Annotated in this window: 23 protein-coding genes and 1 tRNA gene; 17 read left to right on the plus strand and 7 right to left on the minus strand. The window is 66.8% G+C overall.

The features are described from left to right. Positions 1-92: 92 nt before the first annotated feature. Together ACTXG9_RS16515 and ppsA are read right to left on the minus strand one after the other, a co-directional pair. The gene (locus tag ACTXG9_RS16515; RefSeq protein ID WP_456115799.1) at positions 93-992 is read right to left on the minus strand and encodes a mechanosensitive ion channel family protein; all 900 of its coding nucleotides are present in this window, start codon (positions 990-992) and stop codon (positions 93-95) included. A gap of 145 nt (positions 993-1,137) precedes the next feature. Continuing rightward, entirely contained in the window at positions 1,138-3,516 is a 2,379-nt protein-coding gene (gene ppsA / locus ACTXG9_RS16520) for a phosphoenolpyruvate synthase (RefSeq protein WP_235647810.1), read from the minus strand. Between the two features lie 144 nt (positions 3,517-3,660). On the opposite strand from ppsA, the gene ppsR reads away from it, so the two are divergent. From ppsR to ACTXG9_RS16545, 5 genes are all read left to right on the plus strand, one after another. Next, a complete protein-coding gene (ppsR, locus tag ACTXG9_RS16525) occupies positions 3,661-4,482 on the plus strand; it encodes a posphoenolpyruvate synthetase regulatory kinase/phosphorylase PpsR (protein ID WP_188218772.1) in 822 nt (273 codons plus the stop codon). A gap of 168 nt (positions 4,483-4,650) precedes the next feature. Further along, on the plus strand, positions 4,651-5,160 hold the full coding sequence (locus tag ACTXG9_RS16530; RefSeq protein ID WP_188250189.1) for a DUF1249 domain-containing protein: 510 nt from the start codon (positions 4,651-4,653) through the stop codon (positions 5,158-5,160). A gap of 41 nt (positions 5,161-5,201) precedes the next feature. Then, positions 5,202-5,690, plus strand: coding sequence for an NUDIX hydrolase (locus tag ACTXG9_RS16535; RefSeq protein ID WP_005410095.1), 489 nt, complete (start codon positions 5,202-5,204; stop codon positions 5,688-5,690). 143 nt (positions 5,691-5,833) lie between these two features. Next, positions 5,834-6,448 carry a DUF2239 family protein gene (locus tag ACTXG9_RS16540; protein ID WP_021202814.1) on the plus strand — a complete coding sequence of 205 codons (615 nt, stop codon included), beginning with the start codon at positions 5,834-5,836 and terminating at the stop codon, positions 6,446-6,448. 117 nt (positions 6,449-6,565) lie between these two features. Then, entirely contained in the window at positions 6,566-7,927 is a 1,362-nt protein-coding gene (locus tag ACTXG9_RS16545; protein WP_456115800.1) for an MATE family efflux transporter, read from the plus strand. Between the two features lie 81 nt (positions 7,928-8,008). Here ACTXG9_RS16545 and ACTXG9_RS16550 read toward each other — a convergent pair whose 3' ends face one another. Then, positions 8,009-8,659, minus strand: a complete 651-nt coding sequence (locus tag ACTXG9_RS16550; protein ID WP_197575816.1) for a class I SAM-dependent methyltransferase — start codon at positions 8,657-8,659, stop codon at positions 8,009-8,011. A 344-nt stretch (positions 8,660-9,003) separates the two neighbouring features. Here ACTXG9_RS16550 and ACTXG9_RS16555 point away from each other — a divergent pair, with 344 nt between their 5' ends. From ACTXG9_RS16555 to ACTXG9_RS16600, 10 genes are all read left to right on the plus strand, one after another. Continuing rightward, positions 9,004-9,618 carry a CDP-alcohol phosphatidyltransferase family protein gene (locus ACTXG9_RS16555; RefSeq protein WP_019660264.1) on the plus strand — a complete coding sequence of 205 codons (615 nt, stop codon included), beginning with the start codon at positions 9,004-9,006 and terminating at the stop codon, positions 9,616-9,618. Positions 9,619-9,640: 22 nt separating this feature from the next. Beyond that, the gene (gene phaE, locus ACTXG9_RS16560; RefSeq protein ID WP_456115801.1) at positions 9,641-10,705 is read left to right on the plus strand and encodes a class III poly(R)-hydroxyalkanoic acid synthase subunit PhaE; all 1,065 of its coding nucleotides are present in this window, start codon (positions 9,641-9,643) and stop codon (positions 10,703-10,705) included. After that, positions 10,702-11,769 carry a class III poly(R)-hydroxyalkanoic acid synthase subunit PhaC gene (gene phaC / locus ACTXG9_RS16565; protein ID WP_227853059.1) on the plus strand — a complete coding sequence of 356 codons (1,068 nt, stop codon included), beginning with the start codon at positions 10,702-10,704 and terminating at the stop codon, positions 11,767-11,769. Before phaE ends, phaC begins: the two co-directional genes overlap by 4 nt. Before the next feature lie 33 nt (positions 11,770-11,802). Beyond that, a complete protein-coding gene (locus tag ACTXG9_RS16570; protein WP_026347052.1) occupies positions 11,803-12,171 on the plus strand; it encodes a YfeK family protein in 369 nt (122 codons plus the stop codon). 64 nt (positions 12,172-12,235) lie between these two features. Next, positions 12,236-12,439: a PspC domain-containing protein gene (locus ACTXG9_RS16575; protein ID WP_058981420.1), complete on the plus strand. Its 204-nt coding sequence runs from the start codon at positions 12,236-12,238 to the stop codon at positions 12,437-12,439. After that, positions 12,436-12,888, plus strand: a complete 453-nt coding sequence (locus tag ACTXG9_RS16580; RefSeq protein WP_019660259.1) for a hypothetical protein — start codon at positions 12,436-12,438, stop codon at positions 12,886-12,888. The genes ACTXG9_RS16575 and ACTXG9_RS16580 overlap by 4 nt, the downstream gene beginning before the upstream one ends. Positions 12,889-13,719: 831 nt before the next feature. Beyond that, positions 13,720-13,935 (plus strand): hypothetical protein, encoded by a 216-nt coding sequence (locus ACTXG9_RS16585; protein WP_005410085.1) that lies wholly within the window; start codon positions 13,720-13,722, stop codon positions 13,933-13,935. A gap of 207 nt (positions 13,936-14,142) precedes the next feature. Continuing rightward, on the plus strand, positions 14,143-16,530 hold the full coding sequence (locus ACTXG9_RS16590) for a Tex family protein (RefSeq protein WP_456115802.1): 2,388 nt from the start codon (positions 14,143-14,145) through the stop codon (positions 16,528-16,530). 208 nt (positions 16,531-16,738) lie between these two features. Beyond that, positions 16,739-18,928 (plus strand): PAS domain S-box protein, encoded by a 2,190-nt coding sequence (locus tag ACTXG9_RS16595; protein ID WP_197575819.1) that lies wholly within the window; start codon positions 16,739-16,741, stop codon positions 18,926-18,928. A gap of 62 nt (positions 18,929-18,990) precedes the next feature. Beyond that, positions 18,991-19,221, plus strand: a complete 231-nt coding sequence (locus ACTXG9_RS16600) for a hypothetical protein (protein WP_019660256.1) — start codon at positions 18,991-18,993, stop codon at positions 19,219-19,221. Positions 19,222-19,260: 39 nt separating this feature from the next. Here the strand turns inward: ACTXG9_RS16600 and ACTXG9_RS16605 are convergent, their stop codons facing one another. Beyond that, entirely contained in the window at positions 19,261-20,349 is a 1,089-nt protein-coding gene (locus ACTXG9_RS16605) for a DUF5694 domain-containing protein (protein WP_021204527.1), read from the minus strand. A gap of 578 nt (positions 20,350-20,927) precedes the next feature. On the opposite strand from ACTXG9_RS16605, the gene ACTXG9_RS16610 reads away from it, so the two are divergent. Then, a complete protein-coding gene (locus tag ACTXG9_RS16610; RefSeq protein ID WP_456115803.1) occupies positions 20,928-22,754 on the plus strand; it encodes a methyl-accepting chemotaxis protein in 1,827 nt (608 codons plus the stop codon). Here ACTXG9_RS16610 and ACTXG9_RS16615 read toward each other — a convergent pair. The 3 genes from ACTXG9_RS16615 to ACTXG9_RS16625 form a co-directional block, all read right to left on the minus strand. Further along, complete coding sequence (locus ACTXG9_RS16615) at positions 22,751-24,190, minus strand: GGDEF domain-containing protein (protein WP_111099249.1); 1,440 nt, start codon at positions 24,188-24,190, stop codon at positions 22,751-22,753. The two genes, ACTXG9_RS16610 and ACTXG9_RS16615, sit on opposite strands and share 4 nt — an antisense overlap. 115 nt (positions 24,191-24,305) lie before the next feature. Next, a complete protein-coding gene (locus ACTXG9_RS16620; protein WP_456115804.1) occupies positions 24,306-24,848 on the minus strand; it encodes a GNAT family N-acetyltransferase in 543 nt (180 codons plus the stop codon). Between the two features lie 70 nt (positions 24,849-24,918). Continuing rightward, positions 24,919-25,004 (minus strand) — tRNA-Leu (locus tag ACTXG9_RS16625). A gap of 132 nt (positions 25,005-25,136) precedes the next feature. Here ACTXG9_RS16625 and ACTXG9_RS16630 point away from each other — a divergent pair. Further along, the gene (locus ACTXG9_RS16630) at positions 25,137-25,517 is read left to right on the plus strand and encodes a response regulator (RefSeq protein WP_111177286.1); all 381 of its coding nucleotides are present in this window, start codon (positions 25,137-25,139) and stop codon (positions 25,515-25,517) included. The last annotated feature ends 115 nt before the right edge of the window (positions 25,518-25,632 follow it).

A 25,632-nucleotide genomic window follows, 5' to 3' on the forward strand; every position in this document is an offset into this window, starting at 1 on the left:
CAGGCGGCGAGGGGGTAGTGCCGGCCGCTGGCCGGCATTTCAGTCAGGCGGCGGGGGTAGTGCCGGCCGCTGGCCGGCAGCCCGGGGATGGATCAGGGCTTGTCGCGCACCAGCGCGTCGGCCTCCACCACGCTGCCATCCTTTCCATGCAGGTACAGGTGCATGTCCTGCTGCGGATACGGAATGTTGATGCCGGCCTTGTCATAGCCCAGCTTCAGCTGCTCCAGCAGCGTGACCTTGGTGCCGAACCAGTCGGCCGACTTCACGTAGCAGCGGATGCCGAGGTTGATCGCATGCGCCCCCAACTCGTACACCACCACGTCCGGTGCCGGCGTCTGCAGCACGCGCGGGTCCGCCTTCATCAGCGCCAGCGCGGTGTCGCGTGCCAGCTGGATGTTGTCCTCGTAGCCGATGCCGATTACCAGTTCGACGCGGCGGGTCGGCTCGGCGGTCAGGTTGATAATCGGCGCGGCGGTGATCAGCGTGTTCGGAATGGTGGTGTGCTGGTTGTCGGCACCGGTGATGACGGTCTGGAAAATGCGCACTTCGCGCACCGTGCCGGTCTGCCCGGCCACGGTCACCACATCGCCGACGCGGAACGGTCGCAGCGTCACCAGCATCACGCCCGAGGCGATGTTGGACAGCGAATCCTTCAGGGCAAGGCCAACGGCCAGGCCGGCGGTGCCGAGCACGGCCAGCAGCGGCGTGATCTGCACGCCCAGCGTGCCGATGGCCAGCACCACCACGATCACCAGCGATGCGGCGTACACCACGTTGCGCAGGAAGCTGCCCAGCATCGGGTCCACGCCCATGCGCGCTGTGGCGCGCGGCATCGCGTTGGACAGGCGACGCGCCACCCACAGGCCCACCAGCAGCACCACGATGGCGGCCAGTAACGGCACACCGTAGGTTTCCAGCAGGCGCTCCCAGTTGAGCGAGTGGAACCAGGGCGTTGCGGCGGGGGCGGGGGTGGGAGGTGCGGCGGCGATCATGCGGAAGTCCTTTGTTGCGTAGCGATGTCTGCGTGGGGCAGGGCGTGCGCGGACGCCAGAAACAGCAAGCCCCGCAGAGGCGGGGCTTGCGTGCAGCAGCAGTATGGGCGGACGTCGATGAAAGCGACGTCAGCCCATCACGGCATCAGCCGTTGGCCTTCAGCTTGGCCAGGCGCAGCCAGGTATCAACCACGGTGTCCGGGTTCAGCGACACCGACTCGATGCCTTCCTGCATCAGCCATTCGGCCAGATCGGGGTGATCGGACGGGCCCTGGCCGCAGATGCCAACGTACTTGCCCTTGGCACGTGCTGCCTTGATCGCCATCGACAGCAGCTTCTTCACTGCCGGGTTCCGTTCGTCGAACAGGTGCGCGACGATCGACGAGTCGCGGTCCAGGCCCAGGCTCAGCTGGGTCAGGTCGTTGGAGCCGATCGAGAAGCCGTCGAAGATCTCCAGGAACTCATCGGCGAGCAGTGCGTTGGACGGCACTTCGCACATCATGATGATCTTCAGGCCGTTCTCGCCCTGCTTCAGGCCGTTCTGTTCCAGCACCTCGACGACCTTGCGGCCTTCTTCCAGGGTGCGTACGAACGGAATCATGACCCACAGGTTGTCCAGGCCCATTTCGTTGCGCACGCGCAGCACGGCCTTGCACTCCAGCGCGAAGGCGGCCGAGAAGCTCGGGTCGACGTAACGGCTGGCGCCGCGGAAGCCGATCATCGGGTTCTCTTCGTGCGGCTCGTAGTTGCTGCCGCCGATCAGGTTGGCGTACTCGTTGGACTTGAAGTCCGACAGGCGCACGATCACCGGGTTCGGTGCAACCGAGGCGGTGAGGGTGGCGATGCCTTCGGCCAGGCGGTCCACGTAGAAGCTGACCGGATCACCGTAGCCGGCGATCTTCTCGTCGATCTTCTTCTTGGTCGCGGCGTCCTGGCGGTCGTATTCCAGCAGCGCATTCGGATGGATGCCGATGTGGCTGGCGATGATCATTTCCAGGCGGGCCAGGCCGATGCCGGCGTTCGGCAGCTGACCGAAGTCGAAGGCACGTTCCGGGTTGGCCACGTTCATCATGATCTTCAGCGGGGCCGGCGGCATGTTGCCCAGATCGGTCGTGGTGCGTTCAAAGCCGAGCTTGCCTTCGTAGATGAAGCCGGTATCGCCTTCAGCGCAGCTGACGGTGACCAGCTGGCCATCCTCGATGACCTGGGTGGCGTTGCCCGAACCAACCACGGCTGGCACGCCCAGCTCGCGCGCGATGATCGCGGCGTGGCAGGTGCGGCCACCGCGGTTGGTGACGATGGCCGAGGCGCGCTTCATCACCGGTTCCCAATCGGGATCGGTCATGTCGGCGATCAGCACGTCGCCCGGCTGCACGCGGTTCATGTCGTCCAGCGTCTTCACCACGCGGGCCACGCCCGAACCGATCTTGGCGCCGACGGCACGGCCCTCGGCCAGCACCTTGCCGCCCTTCTCGGTCAGCGCGAAGCGCTCGATCTGGGTGGCGTGGCTGCGCGACTTCACCGTTTCCGGGCGCGCCTGCACGATGAACAGCTTGCCGCTGACACCGTCCTTGGCCCACTCGATGTCCATCGGGCGGCCGTAGTGCTTTTCGATGACCAGCGCCTGCTTGGCCAGTTCCTGCACGTCCTCGTCGCTGATCGAGAAGGTGGTGCGCAGTTCGGCCGGGGTGTCTTCAATACGGACGCGCTCACCGGGGACATCCGAATACACCATGCGGATCGCCTTGCTGCCGAGCGAGCGGCGCAGGATCGCCGGCTTGCCGGCCTGCAGGGTGGGCTTGTAGACGTAGTATTCGTCCGGATTGACCGCGCCCTGCACGACCATCTCGCCCAGGCCGAACGAGGAGGTGACGAACACCACGTCGCGGAAGCCGGACTCGGTGTCCAGGGTGAACAGCACGCCGGAGGAGCCGACGCCCGAACGCACCATCAGCTGCACGCCGGCGGACAGGAAAACGTCCTCATGCTTGAAACCGTGGTGCACGCGGTAGGCGATGGCGCGGTCGTTGTACAGCGAGGCGAACACTTCCTTGACCTTGTGCACCACGTCGTCGGCACCGGTCACGTTGAGGAAGGTTTCCTGCTGTCCGGCGAAGGACGCATCCGGCAGATCCTCGGCGGTGGCAGACGAACGCACGGCCACGGCAACGTCGCCGCCGCCATTCTCGGCGCTCAGCTTGGCGTAGGCGGTGCGGATGTCCTGGTCCAGCTGCGGCTGCAGCGGGGCGTCGATTACCCAGCCGCGGATTTCCTTGCCGGCGGCGGTCAGCGCATTGACGTCCTCGACGTCCAGCGTGGCCAGCCTGTCGAAGATGCGCTTGGACAGGTCGTTGTGCGCGATGAAGTCCTTGAAGGCTTCAGCGGTGGTGGCATAACCGCCCGGCACCGAAACGCCCAGACCGGCCAGGTTGCCGATCATCTCGCCCAGGGACGAATTCTTGCCGCCTACGCGGGCCAGATCGGCCAGACGCAGTTCGTGCAACCACAGGATGTTCTCGTTCAAGCGCGATGCTCCGTTTGGCCATCGCCCGAGGCGGGCTGAGTGGCCGCGTCCGTAGGAAGAAGCCGATATGATGCCGGGCAGAGCACCGTCGGCACAAGCTTGTGCTGGCGGCCTTTTTAAGCTTCGTAGGGGGTAAAAGCGCGCATGTCGACCATCCGTCCGGTGTTCTACGTTTCCGATGGAACCGGTATCACCGCTGAAACCATTGGGCATAGCCTGCTGACCCAGTTCTCCGGATTCAGCTTCATTACCGACCGAATGTCGTTTGTCGACGACCCCGAAAAAGCGCGTGAAGCCTGCGCCCGGATCCAGGCGGCAGGTGAGCGCTACCAGGCCCGGCCGATCGTGGTGAACTCCTGCGTGGACCAGAGCCTGAGCCTGATCCTGGCCGACAGCGGGGCGCTGATGCTGGATGTGTTCGCGCCGTTCATCGAGCCCCTGGAGCGTGAACTGGCCAGCCCGCGCCTGGCCCGGGTCGGCCAGGCCCACGGCATGGTCGATTTCGATACCTACCACCGCCGCATCAACGCGATGAACTTCGCCCTGACCCATGACGATGGCATTGCGGTGAACTACGACGATGCCGACGTGATCCTGGTGGCGGTGTCGCGCGCCGGCAAGACGCCCACCTGCATCTACCTGGCCCTGCATTACGGGGTGCGCGCGGCCAACTACCCGTTGACCGACGAGGACCTGGAAAGCGACCGCCTGCCGCCGCGCCTGCGCAACTACCGACGCAAGCTGTTCGGGTTGACCATCGACCCGGACCGCCTGCAGCAGATCCGCCAGGAGCGCCGCCCGAACTCGCGCTACGCCAACCTGGACACCTGCAAGCGCGAGGTGGCCGCGGCCGAGACCATGTTCCGCATGGAGCGGATTCCGACCCTGAGCACCACGCATACCTCGATCGAGGAGATTTCCAGCAAGGTGCTGGCCACGCTGGGGCTGCAGCGCGAGCTGTATTGATCCGTGCGCCACGACCAACGGTCGTGGCCTACCTCCGGGGTGATGACCCTCCTGCGCTGGGGCATCGACCCTCCTGCACGGTGGGTATCGACCGTTGGTCGATACCGAGCCCCTTTGGTCGGGGTGATCCCGCCCCCACGTTGAAGCACCAACGTGTAGGATCGACCCATGGCCCGAGCCTTGCCCCGTACCGAACGCATTCCCCGCCTGAGCCGGCTGAGCTGGCTCATGGGTCTGTACGCGGAGAACTACCGCCATCTGGTGCGCCTGTTCGAACCGGCTGGACTGACGACGGGTAGCTACGTCTCCTCGGTCGGCGATGGCCTGGACGTTCGCCTGGACGTGATCGAGTGCCACCGCTACACGGTGGAACTGCGGCTGACCTACGATCTGGCCGACCCGGTCACTGGCGAGCCTGATCCATCGGCCTATGTTCGCCTGTACCGTGACGCGCGCCAGGCCGAGACCACCCACTGCTACGTCGGCCGCCGCTGGCAGGACACCATCGGGCTGTACCCGCCGCCGGCGGAGCTGATCAGCCACCGCATGCGGATGAACACCTTCCTCGGCAAGTGGCTGGAGTACCTGGCCGAGCGGGGCCACGGCGTGGCCACGCTGCGCCGCGATGCCGATGGCGTCGCGGCGCCCGCCGAACGCCGCCTGTCGCTGGTGCGCTGATCGGCCATAATCCACGGCTCACCTGCCGCTGGATGCTGCCCATGCCGTACACCCCGATCGTCGCCACCCTGGGCTACGTGCTGTCGCCCGATCGTCGCCAGGTGCTGATGATCCATCGCAATACCCGTCCCGGTGACCATCATCTGGGCAAGTACAACGGGCTGGGTGGCAAGATCGAACCGACTGAAGACGTCGCGGCAGGCATGCGTCGCGAGATCGCCGAGGAAGCCGGCATCGACTGCACCGGCATGCGCCTGCGCGGCACCATCAGCTGGCCGGGATTTGGCAAGCACGGTGAGGACTGGCTGGGCTTCGTGTTCGTCATCGACAGTTTCGAAGGCACCCCGCACGGCGGCAACCATGAGGGCACGCTGGAGTGGGTGGACCTGGACAAGCTGGACACGCTGCCGATGTGGGAGGGCGACCGCAACTTCCTGCCGCTGGTGTTCGACGCCGACCCGCGCCCGTTCCACGGGGTTATGCCGTACAAGGACGGGCGCATGGTCAGTTGGTCCTACAGCCGGCTGTGACCCGGTGAATCGGGGAGGTGGCAACCATTCCGGGGAGTGCCAATCTGGGTTGGCACGCTCTTTTGGTCGATTAATACCCGGGCAATATTGACAGTCATAAATTACCCGGGCAATATTCGCGCATCACCTCTGATGCCATTGCCATGCCTGCGTCCCGACTCCCTCCTTTCAGTTGTTTCGACGGCCATCGCCTCGTTGCCTGCGGCAGCCCGGAAGTGGCGGCACTGGCGCTCAAGCGGCTGCGCGCCGACAACGCTGCCGGACCATTGCTAGTGTTCGACAACGCCACCGGTCGCACCCGCGATTTCGATACGCGCGGCAGTGACGAGGAACTGCTGGCGCGGGTAACCGAAGCGTTTCCCCCCTCTGACGAGGCGGATGCCGAAATCACTGCCGAAGACGCTGCGACCCCGCGTGGCCGTGGCCGCCCCAAGCTGGGCGTGGTCGCCCGTGAAGTGACCTTGCTGCCGCGCCATTGGGCCTGGCTGGCCGAGCAGCCGGGCGGCGCCTCGGTGGCATTGCGAAAACTGGTGGAGACGGCCAGCCGCGCCGGTGCGGACAAGGACCGCCGGCGTCGCGATGCCGAACGCGCCTATCACTTCCTGCAGACCATCGCCGGCGACCTGCCGGGCTTCGAGGAGGCCATCCGCGTGCTGTTCGCGCACGACCGTGCGGGCCTGGAAGCGGTGCTGCATTCCTGGCCCAGGGATGTGCGCGACCACGCCCTGCGTCTGGCGTTCGACAGCGCTGACGGCTGATCCATCGCGCCGTCGTTGAACGGCGGCGCCACCTGATCGCGGGCCACGGCCCGGTCCCCTGTGCTTGCTTTGCTGGTGGAAACGCCGGGCAGGGCAGCGCCTTGCCCAGAGAACCCCATGAACTCCCCTGTACATCCCACGCCCCTGGTCGCGCCGCGTCTGTGGCGCACCTACCTGGCCCTGCTGCTGCCGATGCTGCTGACCAATGCGCTGCAGCTTGCCGCAGGCACGCTGGACAACATCTACCTCGGCCATCTGCTGGGGACGCAGGCGGTGGCTGCCGCCGCAGCGTTCTTCCCGGTCTTCTTCCTGCTGTTGGCCCTGGTAATGGGCCTGGCCACCGGTGCGATGGTGCTGATCGGCCAGGCCTGGGGCGCGGGCCGGCCGCAGCAGGCGCGCGCTGTGGCTGGCAGCGCGGTGGCGCTGATCCTGCTCATGTCGGTGCTGGTGATGGTCGTGGGCGGCGGTTTCGCTCCAGAGCTGCTGGTGGCACTCGGTACGCCGGCCCCGATCGTCGGCGAATCCATCGTCTATGCCCGTATCCTGCTGCTGGCGGTACCGGTGTTCTTCCTGCTGTGGCTGGCCACTGCGGTGAGCCGCGCGGTGGGCGATGCGAAGACGCCGCTGCATGCGCTGCTGCTGGCCACGGTGGTCGGCCTGCTGTGCACGCCGCTGCTGATCCTGGGCTGGGCCGGCCTGCCGCAGCTGGGCGCAGCCAGTGCGGCAGTCTCGGCGGCGCTCGCCTCGCTGCTGGCCCTGGCCTGGCTGATGTGGCGGTGGCAGCGGATGGGGCACCCGTTGGCACCGGGGCATGAGTTGCTGCGAGCGATCCGTTTCGATGGAGCACTCATCCGTCCGATGCTACGCATCGGCGTACCGTCCTCGCTGCAGATGCTCAGTCTGGCCGTGGCCGAGATCGTGCTGCTGGGCTGGATCAATCGCCACGGCTATACCGCCACGGCCGCCTACGGCGCGGTCAATCAGTTGATGAGCTGGGTGCAGCTGCCTGCGATGTCGCTGGGCATCACCGCCACCATCCTCGCCGCGCATGCGCTGGGGGCGGGACGTACGGCACGGCTGCCCGCCATCGCCCGCACCGGCGTGCTGCTTGGACTGGCGATACTGAGCGGGGTGGTGATGCTGGTTGTGGCGCTGGCGCCCTGGTTGACTGGCCTGATCCTGGCGGCGACCGACGCGCGCGAACTGGCCACGCAGCATTTGCGCACCGTGGTGTGGGGCGTGCTGGCGATGGGAGGCAGCGCGGTGCTGGTCGGAGTGATGCGAGGCGGTGGCACGGTGTTGTTGCCGGCGTTGCTGGGCATGGCGGCCGTATTGCTGCTGGAGCTGCCACTGGCGATGTGGCTGCAGTCCCGGCACGGACTGGCCGGGCTGTGGTGGGCGTGGCCGCTGGGGTTGCTGGCCATGCTGGTGATGCAGGTGCTCTGTTTTGCTCGCTGGAGGCGGGTGCAGGCTGGGTAGTGCCGGCCGCTTGCCGGCAATCCGGAATCGTCGGGGCAGCCGGCCAGCGGCCGGCTCTACCACTCGGTCAGGCGGGCAGCTTCAGCGCCGCTGTGCCAACAGCAGGTGGAAGTGCTTTTCGCGGGTCTGGCCGTCATTGCCGGCCGCGGATTCCCGGTGGCTGCGCCAGGCCGAAACGCGGAAGCCCGACACGCGCAGGGCCAACTCCACCGCGTCCAGCTCATGCAGCTGGAAATCGGCAGCAAACGGCAGGCTGCGCATGAAGCTGGCATCGCCAAAGGCCAGGCACAGGCGGCCGCCCCGGCGCAGTACCCGCGCCAGCTCGTCCAGCACTGGTGCCAGGTGCGGCCAGAAGTACAGGGTGTTGACCGCCAGCGCCGCATCCATCGTGGCATCGGCAACCGGCAGTGCATGGGCGTCGCCGTGTCGCATCGCCGCGCGCTCGGCCAACCCGGCGCTGGCCAGCCGCTGGATGCCGGCCTCGACCATGGCCGCAGACAACTCGATGCCCAGATAGTGGCTGCCGGCGGCCCGCAGCATCAGAGGTGCGAAGGCCGCATTGCCCGGGCCCACCTCCAGGACGCGCTCGCCAGCGCTGACGGCCAGCAGTCCGATCGCGGCCAAGTTGAGCGCGCCGTTGCTGCGGTTCATTGAATCAGCGACCGCCAACGCGGCCTCGCCATGAGGCTGCCGCAGCTGTGCGGCCAGGGTCGGAGCATCCAGCATCATCATCGTCCGTTGCAGAATTTCGGACGTGGCGGCGGCGGGTCCGCCGGTGACCATAGCGCCGACCCTGCAACTTGGGAAGTAGGGAAACCCCGCGACAGGGTGATGAGGAAATGTCCACCGTCGCAGTCGGTGAGATCTGGTTGTCCACAGGGGGTGTGGATTACGCGTGGGCAACTTTGTGGATAAGCCGCGACAGGCGCCACCCCCCTAGGCTGTCAAGATGGGTGGCGAAAAATTCACCGCCGGTGAGGGTGCGTGAGGGAGCAGTGAAGGCCGCGGCCTGCCGGCGCTGTCGCCGGCAGCGGCGCTCGCGGTAACCTGTGGGCCTCGATGCTCCGTGAGACCCCATGAAACGTCACTTCTCGATGCTGCGCGAATTCCAGCTGGCCGACTGGTTCACCTTGGCCAATGCTTTCTGCGGCACCGGTGCGGTGTTTGCCGCAATGCGCTTCCTGCAGGACGGCGAGCGCGGCTACCTGCTGTTCGGCATGGCGCTGATACCGCTGGCCTTCATCTTCGACGCCCTCGACGGCCGCATCGCGCGCTGGCGCAAGTCCAGCTCCACCCTGGGGCGCGAGCTGGATTCGCTGTCCGACGTGATCTCGTTCGGCGTCGCGCCGGCGGCGCTGGCCTATGCATGTGGCATGCAGGGCGGCTGGGACTGGCTGGTGCTGAGCTATTTCGTCTGCTGTGGCGTCAGCCGCCTGGCGCGCTACAACGTCACCGCCGAGGCAATGACCGGCGACGAGGGCAAGGTCACGTATTTTGAAGGCACCCCTATCCCGACCAGCCTGGTGCTGGTGATCGTGCTGGCGATCGCCGCCGGTACCGATGCCATCGGCCAGAACATCTGGTTCGGCCAGTGGCAGATCGGTCCGTGGCAGCTGCACCCGATGGTGCTGCTGTTCGCCCTGTCCGGGTCGCTGATGATCAGCAAGACCCTGCGCATTCCCAAGCCATGAGCCAGCCCTGCGGAGGCCTGCGATGACCAGCTCGGCCCACGACGCCGGCAGCAGTGATTTCGAGACCCTGGCCCGGCAGTACTTCGGCGCCTGGGGCGATGCCCTGCGCCACGCGGGCACGCCCGGCGCACCGGCCGGTGACGACCCCGGCAGCTGGCAACGGCTGTTCGACTGGTGGGGCCAGCTGTTGCCCGAACAGGCGCCCGGCGCGCCGGAAGATGCCGTGCGCCGGTTCCGCGAACAGGCCGGGAGCTGGTACGGCACCATGCAAGAGGTCGCCGCTCGGTTTGCCGGCCGCGACGCCAGCAGTGCCGATGTGGCCCAGGCCTGGCGTGAGGCGGTGCAGGGGCAGGGCGATGGCATGCTGCAATGGATGCTGCAAGGGGCCCGTGGCAGCACCCACGCCGGCGCCGCCGTGCCCGAATTCGCCGCATGGCTGCAGCAGTTCCAGCTGCAGGCGGGCCCGTGGCTGCAGAGCCCGGCATTCGGCCCCGGCCGCGGGCACCAGGCGCGCTGGCAGGCCCTGCTGCGTGCGCAGGAAGAATACCAGCAGCATTCGCGCGCCTATGTCGACCTGATCAAGCGGGCACTGGACGAGGCCTTTGCGTTGTTCGAGCAGCGCCTGGCCGAGCATGAACAGCCGGGCAGCCAGCTGACCAGCGCCCGCGCGATGTTCGACCTGTGGATCGAAGTGGCCGAGGAGGCCTACGCCAAGGTCGCCATGTCCGAACCGTTCCAGCAGGTGTACGCCTCGCTGGGCAACGCGCAGATGCGTCTGCGTGCCGGCCTGCAGCGCGAGGTGGAACAGATGAGTGAACGTATCGGCCTGCCGACCCGCAGCGAGATGGATGCCGCACACCGCCGCATCGCCGAGCTGGAGCGCAGCCTGCGCCGCCTGCAGGCGCAGGTGGCAGTGCAGGCCGGAACCGCTGCGGTCGATCCGGTTGCGCAGCCGGCGCCGGCAAAAGTGAAGCCTGCCGCGCGCAAGGCCGCGAAGAAGACCGCACCGGCAACGAAGGCGCCTGCAAAAAAGGCGGCTGCGAAAAAGCCCCAATCTCGCACCTCCTCACGGGCGCGTGACCGATGAAGGGACCGTTGGGCTTCAACGCCGATGACCTGATGCAGGAGACCCTGGCCATGCAGCGCAAGCTGATGGAGGGGCTGAAGCTGCTGCCGCAGGTGGAAGACGTGGACTATGGCGTGACCGCGCGCGAGGAAGTCTGGCGCGACGGCAAGGTGGTGCTGTACCGCTTCGTCGGCGAACAGGCGCCGACCCGGCGCACGCCGCTGCTGATCGTGTACGCGCTGGTCAACCGGCCGTACATGGTCGACCTGCAGGCCGACCGCTCCCTGGTGCAGAAGCTGTTGGCGCTGGGTCAGGACGTCTACGTGCTGGACTGGGGCTACCCGGATCGCTCGGAGCGCTTCCAGACCCTGGAGGACTACCTGCTGCGCTACATCGACGGCGCGGTGGATGCGCTGCGTGCGCGCAGTGGTAGCCCGGTCGACCTGCTCGGCATCTGCCAGGGTGGCGTGTTCGCGCTGTGCTACGCGGCGCTGCGCCGGCAGAAGCTGGGCAAGCTGATCACCATGGTCACCCCGGTCGATTTCCAGACCGCCGACAACATGCTCTCGCACTGGGCGCGGCAGGTGGACGTGGACCTGCTGGTCGACACGCTGGGCAACATCCCGGCCGACCTGATGAATGCCAGCTACCTGATGCTCAAGCCATTCCGCCTGAACGTGCAGAAGTACGTCGGCCTGCTCGACATCCTCGATGACAAGGCGGCGCTGGAGGACTTCCTGCGCATGGAAAAGTGGATCTTCGATTCGCCGGACCTGGCGGGCGAGGCGTTCCGCGATTTCATCAAGCAGTTCTACCAGGCCAATGGCCTGATGAAGGGCACGGTACGGATCGGCGAGGAAACGGTGGATCTGTCGCAGGTGACGCTGCCGGTGTTGAACATCTACGCCGAGCAGGATCATCTGGTGCCGCCGGACGCCTCGCGCGCGATGCGCGGGCGCCTGGGTACGGATGACTACACCGAGTCCAGTTTCCGCGGTGGCCATATTGGTATCTACGTGTCCGGCCGCGCGCAGCGCGAAGTGCCGGCCACGATCGATGGCTGGCTGAAGGCGCGCGACCTGTAGAGTCGGGCCCTGCTCGACTGACTTGGAGGGATGATGACGTACCGGATTTTGCTGATTCTTGCGGTACTGCTGGCAGCGCCACTTGCCCAGGCCGCACCCAGTGCGGATGCACGGCGGGAGATCGCCCAGTTGATCGCCAGCCTGGACGGCTCGCAGTGCCGGTTCCAGCGCAATGGCAGCTGGTACGACGGCAGCGATGCGCGCGCCCATCTGCAGCGCAAGTACGACTACCTGCTGAAGAAGGACATGGTGGACAGCGCCGAGCAGTTCATCGAGCGCGCCGCCAGCCAGAGCAGCATGAGCGGCAAGCCTTACCGCATCCAGTGCCCGGGTCAGCCTGAACAGACCGCAGCCACCTGGTTCGGCGCACGCCTGCAGGCCCTGCGCCACCGCACGCCGTAGACATCGGGGCGGTGTAGAGTCCAGCCATGCTCGACTGCCTTGTCCGTTTCCCGGAGCCGCTGCCATGAACACCACGCCCAAGACGCTGTCGCGCTCATTGAACGATCGCATGATCGCCGGCGTGATGGGCGGCATCGCCCACCGCTTCGGCTGGAACCCCACGCTGGTGCGGATCGTGTTCGTGCTGATATCGATTGGCTCGGCCGCCTTCCCCGGCATTCTGATCTACCTGATCCTGTGGCTGCTGATGCCGAACGAGGCCGATTGAACACGGCCGCCCGACCCTGGCCGCTGTGGCTGCGTGCGCTGCAGATGCTGGGCGCAGCATGGACGTTGCCCAATTCGCTGCTCGGCCTGATTGGCGGCCTGGCCGGCATGCTCGGCGGCGCGTCATTGCGTTGGAGCGCGCGCGACTGTGCGCTGGTGTTCGACCGCTGGCCGTGGGGGCCAGGCGGGGCGATCACGCTGGGGAACGTGATCCTGCATACCGGCCATGACCTGGGCATTTCCTGCCGCACCTATGCGCATCAGGCGGGGTGGGGCGTGGAACCGCTGATCCGGCTGGATGATCACGAACGTGCGCACGTGTACCAGTACATGGTGCTGGGCCCGCTGTACCTGCCGGTATACCTGCTGTGCGGCGGGGTGAGTGCGCGCAACCCGTTTGAACGGGCGGCCGATCATTTCGCCCGGTTCGGGCGTGGCTGGTGGCCGTAGTTTCCAGCCAACGGCGCAGCCCCTCGTGGCTTGGTCGCGGAATGCCTGCTTCCTGGGGGCTGGCCGGGTGGGTGGGGGCCGGCGGGGACGCCGTGAACCCATCCATGGGGGCTTAGCCGCGGCTTGCACGTGTGCGCTGTCCTGCGCACACGGCAAGACCGGGGTTGGGCGTCCTGCCCAACCCGTCGGGCGCATGCGCCCGACCCATGCCGCGGATACCCCGCCAGCCCCACCCACCCGGCCGCTGACAGTTCCCGTGTGCGCCAAGCCACGGAAAAGAAAAAGAACAGCAGAAGCGGGTCGCGCGCTTCGCTTGCTCGTGTAGAGCCGAGCCTGCGCTCGGCTTCGCGGACTGGCCTGAAAGCAGCCGAGCATGGGCTCGGCTCTACAAAAAGCGAGCCGGCCAGGCCGCTTTTGCTTTTGGTCTTTTTTTTTCTTTTCCGTGGTTGGACGCGCACGGAACCTGTCAGGGGCAGGGCGGGATGAGGTCGCGGGACCGTTGGCGCCATGGATGGCGCCATCGAGCCCCCATGGATGGGTTTACGGCGTGTCCCGCGACCCCATCCCGCCCTGACCAATCACATGAAACGCACTTCGCGACCAAGCCACGAGGGGCTGCGCCGTTGGCGGGAATCCCGTACTGATTCGTTAGCCGAAAGTTAAAGATCCGTAAGCATTTTGCTGCGATCCCGCCGTCATCTGCGTGCAACCGATCGTCATTAGCCTTCGTGACGTTCCAGTCAGGTTCGACGCGGTAAGCTCTCCCTCGATGAGCTCGCAGCATCGCTCATCGAGTGCAGTACGCAGTAGCAATTTGGAGGAATACATCACATGGCAATCGTTCTTTATGTCGGTGGTAGCAAGGATGGCGAGAAGGGCGTGGTGCCCTACGGCTTCAGCAAATCCCGCGCCGACACCGCGCTGGGGCCGGAGTTCTACACGGAGCGGTTCATGGAACTGCAGGGTGTCGGCAAGGTCCGCCTGATGGCCCTGGAAGGCATGCGTGACGAGATCGTCATGCAGCGCGCCGCCCGCCACTACCGCTGACCTTCGTAACACGCGGCAGGGCGCGCCAACCATCGCGCGCCCGCGCCGGCATCCCAGCCCAGGGCCAGTCCGGGCCCGCGCTTTGCCAGGATGCCGGCGTCCAATCCGGCTACGCCGCTGAACCTTGCGCCCTGTCAATGCCTTGTCCGGCTCCGTCGCGGGTTGCCAGAATGGGGTCTTCCCGTAATGCGGCACAGACCTGAAGCAATGCACGACGCCAAGAACGCCCAGAGCGCGCTCGCCCAGCAGATCGCCCAGACCATCGCCGACGAGATCGGTGCCCAGTCCGCCCAGGTGCGCGCCGCCGTCGGCCTGCTCGACGAGGGCGCCAGCGTTCCGTTCATCGCGCGCTACCGCAAGGAAGTGACCGGCGGCCTGGACGACACCCAGCTGCGCAACCTGGAAGTGCGCCTGACCTACCTGCGCGAGCTGGAGGACCGTCGCGCAGCGGTGCTGGCCAGCATCGGCGAACAGGGCAAGCTCAGCGACGAACTGCGCAACGACATCCTGGCCGCCGATACCAAGAGCCGTCTGGAAGACCTGTATCTGCCGTACAAGCCCAAGCGCCGTACCCGCGCCCAGATCGCCCGCGAGGCGGGGCTGGAGCCGCTGGCCGATGGCCTGCTGGCCGACCCGACGCAGGACCCGCAGAGCTTTGCGGCCAGCTTCGTCAATGCCGAAAAAGGCGTGGCCGACACCAAGGCTGCGCTGGAAGGTGCGCGCGCGATCCTGATGGAGCGCTGGGGTGAAGACGCCGCGCTGGTCGGCGAACTGCGCACCTGGCTGGGCGAAACCGGCGTGATCCGCGCGCGCGTGGCCGAGGGCAAGGAAACCGAAGGCGCCAAGTACCGCGATTACTTCGATCACGCCGAGTCGTTGGCGAAGATTCCCTCGCACCGGCTGCTGGCGCTGTTTCGCGCGCGCCGCGAGGAGATCCTGTTCCTGGAGCTGGACCCCGGCAGTGATGCCGAGGCCGGCCACCAGTACGCCGAAGGGCGCGTGGCGCGCAGGGCCGGCATCGCCGACCAGGGCCGCGCCGCCGACCGCTGGCTGCTGGACGCCTGCCGGCTCACCTGGCGCGCCAAGCTGCACACGCACCTGCTGCTGGACCTGTTCAACCAGGCCCGCGAGAAGGCCGAAGCCGAGGCCATCGCGGTGTTCGGCGACAACCTGAAGGACCTGTTGCTGGCGGCACCCGCCGGCCCGAAGACCGTGCTCGGACTGGACCCGGGCATCCGCACCGGCTGCAAGATCGCCGTGGTCGATGCCACCGGCAAGCTGGTGGCCACCGACACCATCTACCCGCACGAGCCGCGCCGCCAGTGGGAGCAGTCGCTGCAGACGATCAAGCAGCTGTGCGCCAAGCACAACGTGGAACTGATCGCGATCGGCAACGGCACCGCCAGCCGTGAAACCGACAAGCTGGCCGGCGAAGCGATCAAGGCCGCTGGCAACCCGACGCTGCAGAAGGTGGTGGTCAGCGAGGCCGGCGCGTCGGTGTACTCGGCGTCCGAGTTCGCGGCCAGGGAGTTCCCGGAGCTGGACGTGTCGCTACGTGGGGCGGTGTCGATCGCCCGCCGCCTGCAGGACCCGCTGGCCGAACTGGTGAAGATCGAACCCAAGGCCATCGGTGTCGGCCAGTACCAGCACGATGTGGACCAGTACCGTCTGGCGCGCGCGCTGGATGCCCGCGTGGAGGACTGCGTGAACGCGGTGGGCGTGTACGTGAACACCGCTTCGGCTGCACTGTTGTCGCGGGTGTCCGGCCTGTCGGCCACGGTGGCCGAGAACATCGTGCGCCACCGTGATGCGAACGGCCCGTTCAAGCGCCGCAAGGACCTGCTGAAGGTGGCGCGCCTGGGCGAGAAGACCTTTGAACAGTGCGCGGGCTTCCTGCGCATTGCCGACGGTGATGAGCCGCTGGATGCTTCGGCGGTACACCCCGAGGCCTACCCGGTGGTCGAGCGCATCGTGACCAGCACCGCGCGCCCGATCAAGGCGCTGATCGGTGATGGCAGCTTCCTGCGCGGCCTGAAGGCCGAGCAGTTCACCGATGCCACCTTTGGCGTGCCGACCGTGCGTGACATCCTCAAGGAACTGGAGAAGCCGGGCCGAGACCCACGCCCCGAGTTCAAGGCGGCACGCTTCGCCGAGGGCGTCGAGGACATCAAGGATCTGCGCGAGGGCATGGTGCTCGAGGGTGTGGTAAGCAACGTGGCGGCCTTTGGTGCCTTCGTCGATATCGGTGTGCACCAGGATGGCCTGATCCACATTTCGGCCCTGTCCGATACGTTCGTGAAGGACCCGCGCGACGTGGTCAAGGCCGGCGATATCGTCAAGGTGAAGGTGCTGGAGGTGGACGTGGCGCGCAAGCGCATCGCCCTGACCCGGCGCCTGGATGATACCCCCGGCCAAGCCAGCAGCCGCCCGGGCCAGCGTGATGAGCGCGGCCATGGGCAGGGTCCGCGCCGCGATGCAGGCGGCCAGAACCGCGGGCCGAACCGGGGCCAGGGCAATGGCGGCCGTCCCGCCGCGTCCGCGCCCCCGGCCAACAATGCCTTGGCCGAGGCCTTCGCCCGCGCCAAGCGCAGTTGAGGACCGTGTTCCCCGTCACGCTTGATTCGTGGCGGGGGACTTGTCGATTTTCCCCGTGATTGCGCACACTTGCGCTTGAGGGGAGGCGTCCGGCCACCCCGCTGTTGCTGGGGAGGGCCATGACGCCAGCAGGACCCGTCGTCTTCGTTGAGGTCTGCAGCGTCGCGCTGCGGCCGCTGCCTCCCTGTGCGGGCCGGGGTACGGGTTGATGGCCGGCCAGGGAACCAACGGCAACGGGTTGCTGGAGCGGCGCCTGCAGGCGCTGGCCGAAGAGCGTCGTCGCCTGGCGATGATCATTGACGGCACCGCCGCCGGCACCTGGGAGTGGAACGTGCAGACCGGCGAGATGCGGGTCAATGCGCGCTGGGCGGAGATCGTCGGTTATCGCCTGGAAGAGCTGGAGCCGGTGTGCCAGAAGACGTTCCTGAAGCTGGTCCATCCCGATGACATCGTCCTGTCCGACGCGGCACTTGAGGATCATTTTGAAGGCCGCAGCGACAACTATGCCTGCCTGCTCCGCATGCGCCACAAGAACGGCCAGTGGATATGGATCCACGACCGTGGCCGCGTGTTCGAATGGGATGGGCAGGGACGACCGCTGTGGATGGCCGGTGCGCATGCCGACGTGACCGAGCTGCAGCAGGCGCGGCAGGACGCCGCCGAAAGCCGGCAGCGGCTGCAGGCCGTGGTCGATGCGTCCGACGAGGTGGCGGTAATCGCGACCGATACCGAAGGCACCATTACCCTGTTCAATACCGGTGCGCAACGCCTGCTGGGATACAGCGCGGAGGAAGTGGTCGGACAGCGGCGGCTGGGTGATTTCCACGATCCGGACGAGTTGGCGGCATGGCTGCGCCCGCTGGCGGCTGCGGACGGACGCCTGCCGGGCGCGTTTGAAGCCCTCAGCGCCCGTGCCGATGCGCAGACCTATTCAAGGCAATGGACATTGCGGCGCAAGGACGGCCAGCCACGCCAGGTGCGCCTGTCGATCAGCCGCATGGATGGTGCCGGCGGCGCTCGCATCGGCTACGTCGGCATGTCCATCGACATCACCGAGATCCTGCAGGCACGTGCCGAAGCACGCCTGGCGGCGGAGAAATTCGCCGGTGCGTTCACGTCGGCGGCGCTGGGCATGGCGCTGGTGTCGCTGGAGGGGCGCTGGCTGGACGTCAATGACGCCCTGTGCCGGATCCTGGGCTACCCCCGCGAGGAACTGCTGCAGGTTGATTTCCAACGCCTGACCCACCCCGATGACCTGCAGGCCGACCTGGCCCTGGTGCAGGATCTGCTGGCCGGGCGGCGCAGTCACTATCACCTGGAAAAGCGCTATCTCGATCGCGACGGCAAGGTGATCTGGGCGCGGCTGTCGGTCTCGCTGGTGCGCAACGAGCATGGCGAGCCGTTGCATTTCGTGTCGCAGATCCAGGACATCAGCGCCCAGCGCAGCAGCGAACAGCGCCTGTTCGAGAGCGAGCAGCGCAGCCGCATCACCCTCGATGCCGTGGCCGATCTGGTGCTCAGCGTCAGTCTGGACGGTCGTATCGATTACGCCAACGCCGCTGCTGTCCGCACCCTCGCCGGTGATGGCGCGCTGTCGCTGGCAGGGCACAACGTGCAGGACGTACTGGCGCTGACCACCGAATACGCGCCCGGCTCGGTGCTTGATGTATCCGTGCTGCTGGACCCGGAAAGCAATGCGGTGGACCTGCATGCTGACCTTCTGCTGCGCCTGGGCACGGCCACGATCCCGGTCGATCTGACCCGCGCCTGGCTGCGCGATGACGAGGGCCATGTGCGCGGCGCGGTGTGGGTGCTGCGCGACGACACCCAGCAGCGGGCGCGGCAGCGCGAAGCCCGCCACCTGGCCGAGATCGATCCGCTGACCGAGCTGAGCAACCGTCGTGGCTTCGAGGTGCATCTGCAGCAGGCGATCACCCGCGTGGAGCGTACCGGCCAGGCCGCCTCGCTGATGTACATCGACCTGGACCGCTTCAAGCCGGTCAACGACACTTGGGGCCATCTGGCCGGTGACGCCGTGCTGTGGGCGGTGGCCAGCGTGCTGCGCCACGGCGTGCGGGATTCGGATGTGGTGGCGCGGCTGGGTGGCGATGAGTTCGCGGTGATCCTGTCCGGTTGCACGCCGCGTCGTGCAGCGCGCATTGGCGGCGAGCTGCTGCACACCCTGGCGTCGCTGTCGATTCCGTGGGACCAGGACCGCCTGCATGTGGGCGCCAGCATCGGCATCGCGCCCTTGACGGGCGGGATGAGCGTCGACCAGGCCGTGGCGGCGGCCGATGCCCAGTGCTACCGGGCCAAGGCAATGGGCCGCAACAACGTGCAGGTACAGGGCGAGGCGAGTGAGCTGCCGGGCGGCGACATCGATCCGACCGAGGGCTGATCTCAACCTGTGAGAGGGCGTGCGCGAATACTCCGCGTACTTCCCCTCCTACAGGTGGTCCCATGAATGTCTGCAACCCGGTGACGCTGCGTGCCTACGCCCCGGCAATGGTCGGCTGGTGCCTGGCCCTGGCCGCCTGCCTGCGTGCGGAACAGCTGCGCGGCGACCTGCACGCGCAGGCCCTGCTGCCGGTGCTGCAGGGCGGCGCGGTCGCCTTGCTGGTGTTCACGCTGTCCTGCATCGGTGCCGCCAGCATCATGCTGTGGCGGGCGGGCAGGAACGCGGTGGAGTGATGCGGTGGATGGTTATCGCATCCCCCATGCGCAGTTGCGTCAGCGCAGTACTTCATCCGAACTGACCAGCTGCACGTCATGCATCAGGTTGAGGTAAGCCTCGTAATAGCCCTTGTGTGACGCGCCGACGATGGTCAGCATGCGGGTGCCTGGATGCTGGCCGAGCACGTCGCGCATGTTGGCGACCATGCGCAGGTTACGGGTTTCCCAGTAGCCCAGGTAGTTGCGGCCGAAGCCTTCCGGTGAGGGTTCGACAAGCGTCGCGCCGAAGTCGCTGTTGAACGCCACCATCGCGGTCTCGGGTGCGTTGTAGGCGCGATACATCGCGAACAATCCTTCCGGTTGAACAAGATTGGCTTCGAGCCGTTCATCAGCCGCCCTGCGTGCTTTGACGAAGGCGTTGTCCCAGGCGCCGCGTATGGCGGCAGCGTAGGCCTTCTGCCGCGATTCCGGTGTGGGCGAATCCGCAGTGTGGTCGTCCACCGACCACAGGCGCTCCAGTCCGAGGCGTGCGGCAAGCACGCCGGCCACCAAGACGGCCTCGTTGCGGCGGGTCATGCGCGTGTCGAGGAATTGCACCAGCTCCGGAGTCAGGCTGTCGGCCGCACGGCGCTCTTCCCGGGGCAGCCGCAGCCATTGGACGACTGCCGAGCTGCTCTCGCCCGCAGCCAGGAAGACTGCGGCCAAGCGACGTCGCTGGGCAGCGCTTGGCGCCTTGGGCCAATCTGCAAGCAGGCGTTCCATTTCCACGTTGGCGCTGGGCACGTCCAGACCGGTGGCGGCCTGCGCCGGTGCCGGGTCGACGCAGTAGTCCGCGACGCTCTCCGCGTATCGGGCCGGATTGCGGCGCATGAAGTCACACTGCAGGCCGGACAGGTTCTCCACTGCGATCGCGGTGGGCCGCCAGGCTTCCAGGCGCTGCAGCAGAGGTTCCAGCATCGCCGGCGTGAAGGTCTCCGGCAGGCTGGACAGGTGTGGGCTGCCCAGCACCAGCACTTCGTTCGGGCGTCCTGCGGGCGGTCCCTTCAGCTGGTCCGGGTGGAAGGCCGGTCGATAGGCGATGCCGGTGGCCAGCGCATTGCTGCTGCATAGGGCCAGGAGAAGAAGGCTGGCAAAGCGAGGGGACATGCGATCTCCATGTAGATGAGCATCCTGCGGGACCTTCATGCTGGTCGTTTTCCCCTGCGGGCGAACCCCGCATCGGTCATGTAAACCTTTTTTCCTTGAGCTGCATCCTTGTGTGGGCGATGTGGTCGGCTGCCTCCCGGCGCCTGCGCTGTACAGCGTTCCGCCAACCGGTGGCGGAACGGATCCGGTCCAGCCGTTCATTGGCCCAATGCCTCGGTGTGAAGGCGGAGGCACGTGAGAAAGGTGTGAAGTACACGGCAATCGTCCACCGCATTCCGCCTGTAATGGACGGAGTTGCGACGGACGTCGCGGAATGCCGCTAAAGCGGCCGACGGCATCGCCGATACTCCCTCTGGATCCCGCTCCAGTTACCCGCCGCAGGACCCCAGACTGCCCCCGATGGGCGGTCCGCGCAGTGTGTTCCGCCGCTTCCAGATCCCGATCGCAGCCGCAGCAGACGTTCTTGGCAGTCGCTCGAGAGGTGCCGGTTGGCACCTGTAGTCCCTGGCAACTGATGTTGCCGCCGGGCATCCCGCCCGTCGGGTCACAACCGCTTACCGGACACCGAGGATCAGACAATGCTCATTCCAGGCTTCACGGCGGGCGCGCAGGCGCCGGCCGAGCTGCATACCCGTTGGTCGCCGTGGCGTGCGCTGCTTGGCGTACTGGCGCCACAGCAACGCACCCGCACAGAGAAGGCGGTGACCGACCGCACCGAGCTGGAAGCGCAGGTGGCCGCGCTGCATCGCGTGCAGGCCGTCATCGAGTTCGCGCTCGACGGAACCATCCTGCAGGCCAATGACAATTTCCTGCAGGCGATGGGGTACCGGCTGGAGGAGATCCAGGGCAGGCATCATTCCCTGTTCGTCGATCCCGAGCAGGCGCGCAGCGCCGAGTACCGCGAGTTCTGGGCGCGGCTGGGGCGTGGCGAATATGACGCTGGCCAGTACCGGCGCTTCGGCAAGGGCCAGCGCGAGATCTGGATCCAGGCCTCGTACAACCCGGTGCTGGACCGGCAGGGGCGGCCTTACAAGGTCGTCAAGTTCGCCACCGACATCACTGCGCAGAAGCTGCAGGCAGCCGACTCGGCCGGGCAGCTGGCGGCGATCGACAAGTCGCAGGCGGTGATCGAGTTCGGCATGGACGGCCGCATCCTTTCGGCCAACGACAACTTCCTGGCCGCCACCGGCTACAGCCTGGACGACGTGCGTGGCCAGCACCACTCGCTGTTCGTCGAGCCCGAGTATCGTGGCAGTGCCGAGTATCGCCAGTTCTGGGAGAAGCTCGGCCGTGGCGAATACGATGCCGGCCAGTACCGGCGCCTCGGCAAGGGCGGGCGCGAGGTCTGGATCCAGGCGTCCTACAACCCGATCCTGGATCTCAACGGAAAGCCGTTCAAGGTGGTCAAGTACGCCACCGACATCACCGCGCAGGTGCATGAGAACCAGGCCATGCAACGTGCCGTGGCGCAGACCCGTGAAGTGGTGGCGGCCGCGAAGGAGGGCGACCTGACCCGGCGCGTGGCCACTGCCGACAAGAACGGGCCGATCGCCGAGCTGTGCGAAGGCGTGAATTCGTTGGTGGAGGCGATGGCCGCGATCATCGCCCAGATCAAGTTCGCCGCCGACACCATCGCCGTCGGTGCCACCGAGATCGCGCAGGGCAACAGCGATCTGTCGCAGCGCACCGAGCAGCAGGCCGCGTCGCTGGAGGAGACTGCGGTGTCGATGAAGGGCCTGGCCGAGACCGTGCAGCGCACCGCGACCAACGCACGGCAGGCCAGTCAGCTGGCCGGTGGTGCTGCTGATGTCGCTGCCCGCGGTGGCAACGTGGTGCACGAAGTGGTCGAGACCATGGCCGTGATCAACGCGTCCTCGCGGCGCATCGTCGACATCATCGGCGTGATCGACGGCATTGCTTTCCAGACCAACATCCTTGCGTTGAACGCGGCGGTGGAAGCAGCGCGTGCGGGCGAACACGGGCGTGGCTTCGCCGTGGTCGCCACCGAGATCCGCGAACTGTCGCAGCGCTCGGCCAGTGCCGCGAAGGAGATCAAGCAGCTGATCGATGCGTCGGTGGCCAATGTCGGCGCCGGTACCGCGCAGGTTGAGAGCGCCGGACGCACCATGGACGAGATCGTGGTCAATGTGCGCCGTGTCAGTGATCTGATGTCCGAGATCAGCACGGCCGCGCAGCAGCAGAGCGACGACATCCAGCAGATGAACCATGCCGTCGATCTGATCGATCAGGGCACCCAGCAGAACGCCGCGCTGGTCGAGGAAGCCTCGGCCGCAGCGCGGAGCATGGAAGAGCAGTCGGCGCAGCTGCTGCAGACGGTGGCCAGCTTCCGGGTGCAGGGCGGGGCCGGGCACCTGCACGGTGGGGCGGTGCTGCGCGCGGTCTAGGCGCGCCGATTGGCGTGTTGTTCCCCGGCCTCGATGGCCGGGGCAGCATGCACGCAGTTGCGGCCGGCATGCTTGGCCTGGTACAGGGCTTGGTCGGCCCGCTCGACCAGGCCGCGCGGGTCGCCCGCCTCATGCGCAGCCTGCCAGGCCACGCCGATGCTGATGGTCACGTGGGCCTCGGTGGCGGGCAGGGCGGCGGCTTCCACGGCGGCGCGCAGGCGCTCGCCCAGGCTCAGGGCATGGGCGGCGTCGGGCGCGGGCAGGGCGGCGATGAACTCCTCGCCCCCGTAGCGGGCCAGGAGGTCATCACCGCGTTGCAGGCAGCCATCGAGGATTGCGGCGACCGCCTGCAGGCGGCGATCGCCTTCCGGGTGGCCGTAGGTGTCGTTGAGTCGCTTGAAGTGATCGATGTCGATCATCAGCACCGCCAGCCCCACGCCCTGGCGACGGGCGCGGCCGTGCGCGCTGCCGAGCGATTCATCGAAATTGCGCCGGTTGCCCAGACCGGTCAACGGATCGCGCCGGGCCAGCAGCGCCAGTTCGTCGCGCTCGCGCTGGATCTGCACCTGGGTCAGTACGCTGCGCAGGGCATAGCCGAGCATGGCGCCGATGAACCCCACTGTGGCCAGGGCCGGCTGCAGGCGTGCCACCAGCAGAGCCACCATCATCAGCAGCAACGGCAGCATCAGCGGCACGCCGGCATCGACGATGCGACGGAGGCTGCGCGGCACAGCCTCCGCCGGTGGGCGGTGCGTGCTGCCGGCCAGCATCGCCAGCAGCACGAACAATCCGCTGATCAGCAGGTCCCCCCAGCCACCCTCGGGTACCTGCGGCTGCCAGGTGTTGATGTAGAACGCCAGCAGGAAGTAGCTCAGCGCGTAGATCGTCAACGTGCGGAAGAAGTCGCGGCGGTCGGCATTGTCCTCGGCAAGGAAGCGGATCAGCGCGAAGCAGAACACCAGGCTGTTCTGCACGTTGCTCATGGTGTGCAGGCACTGCGTCCACAAGGCGGTGTTCAGGTGCGCCATTGCCCGCGTATGCTCGAAGTACAGCAGCCACAGCAGCGCGATGATCATCAGGTCCACCGCACGGATACCGCGGTTGCCGCCGCCCGGGCTGGCAGCCACGTAGGTCAGAGGGATCCGGTAGAACACGTACAGGATCAGCGACGATACGGTCATCTGCGCAGGGCCGAGGCCGGCCACATTGCGATACAGCAGGGCCAGCAAGGCCAGAGAGAACAGGCCGACGGCAGCGCCCAGCGTTCGCCATTTGCAGGCCGCCTGGCTGTCGCGCGCGCGCCGCACGCAGGCCATGGCGGCCAGAAGCGGCGCGGTGATCAGCATCAGGTAGGAGCCAATCGGGTCCTGCGGGCCGATCAAGGCAATGACGAGCGCGTGCGCGACCATGAAAAACAGTGCCGCACGCAACGTCATGCATTCCCCCGCCCCCAGATCCGGCTGGGATCACGATAGGCAGAAGTAGGTGAGGCTGGCAAGAAAAGTGTGCGCCCGGTCTATTTGAAACCTTGCTGGGCGTCACATTCGAATTTCAGCGGGATGACACAGCGTCTTCGATATGGGCATACATCCAGAAGTCGCGGGGCTGTCCCCGCACATGGCGATAGGCGCTCAGCAACCCCTCGCGCTGCATGCCGAGGCGTTCCAGCAGGGCGATCGAGCGGGCATTGCTGTCCAGAACGGTCGCCTGGACGCGAACCAGCCCACAGGTGCCGTGCGCCCAGTCGAGTACCGCTCGCGCCGCATGCGTGGCCAGTCCCTGTCCCTGCCAGCGTGGGTCAAGGTCATAGGCGAGTTCGCCGCGGCCATGCCGTGGGTCGATGCCGTTCAGGCCGACGGTGCCGATCAGCTGGTCGTCGGCGTCCACCAGCGCCCAGCGCTGATCGGATGCATCAGCCAGATAGCGGGTGATCTGCTGCGCCAGCGCCTGTTCGGAAACGTCGCCCCAGCTGGTGTGCTCGATCACGCCTGGCAGCGAGAGGTAGTGGGACCAGGCGGCGGCATCGGACGCCAGCAGGATGCGCAAGTGCGCGGGAAGGCTGTCGGCAAGCGTGGGCAGGACATGCTGGGGCATCCCTGCCAGTGTCGGCGCTCTGGCCCGGGAAATGCAAAAGGCCAGGTCATGGACCTGGCCTTTGATGCAGTGGTGCCGGTGAAAGGACTCGAACCTTCATGGGGTCACCCCCGGCTGATTTTGAGTCAGCTGCGTATACCATTCCGCCACACCGGCAGGCAGCGTGCGAGTGTAACCGAGGTCGGCAGGCGATGCATAGTAGGAGGGCCTATGAGGGCGGTTTCTGTCGGCATTGGCCCCTTGATAGCTATACTCCCAGCGTGCAATTGCCTCCAGGAGCGGTAGCCGATGACAGTGTTGCAGGACCTGAGGGTGCTGGTGGTCGAGAACGACGAAATGAGCGCGGCGCTGCTGCAGATGCAGCTGGTGCATGCCGGTGCGGTCGTGGTTGGCCTCGCAGCGAGTGTGTCCGAGGCCCTGCGGCTGCTGGAGCAGAGCACTCCTGACGTGGCCCTGCTGGACTACCGGCTGGCCCGCAACGAGACCAGTGAACCGGTGGCTGCAGCGCTTTCGGCACGTGGCATTCCGTTCGTGCTGGCCACCGGAATGCTGGCCGAGCAGCTGCCAACACCGATGTTGGCCGGCCTGTTGCTGGTCAAGCCCTACCTGTCGGCCGATCTGTCACGCGCGCTGGCGCGTGCGGTGGGTCGCTCCAGCGTCAAGGCCTGAGCAGTCCGCCGCGCGCTGGCAGGGGTCTGCTGCCGAGGCCTGAATACTCAGGCCTGCGATGTGTGGCGGCAACCCCTGATCCAGGAACCCCGCCCAGGCGGGGTTTTTCATTTGC

It is taken from the genome of Stenotrophomonas maltophilia group sp. LNF247, assembly GCF_054083135.1.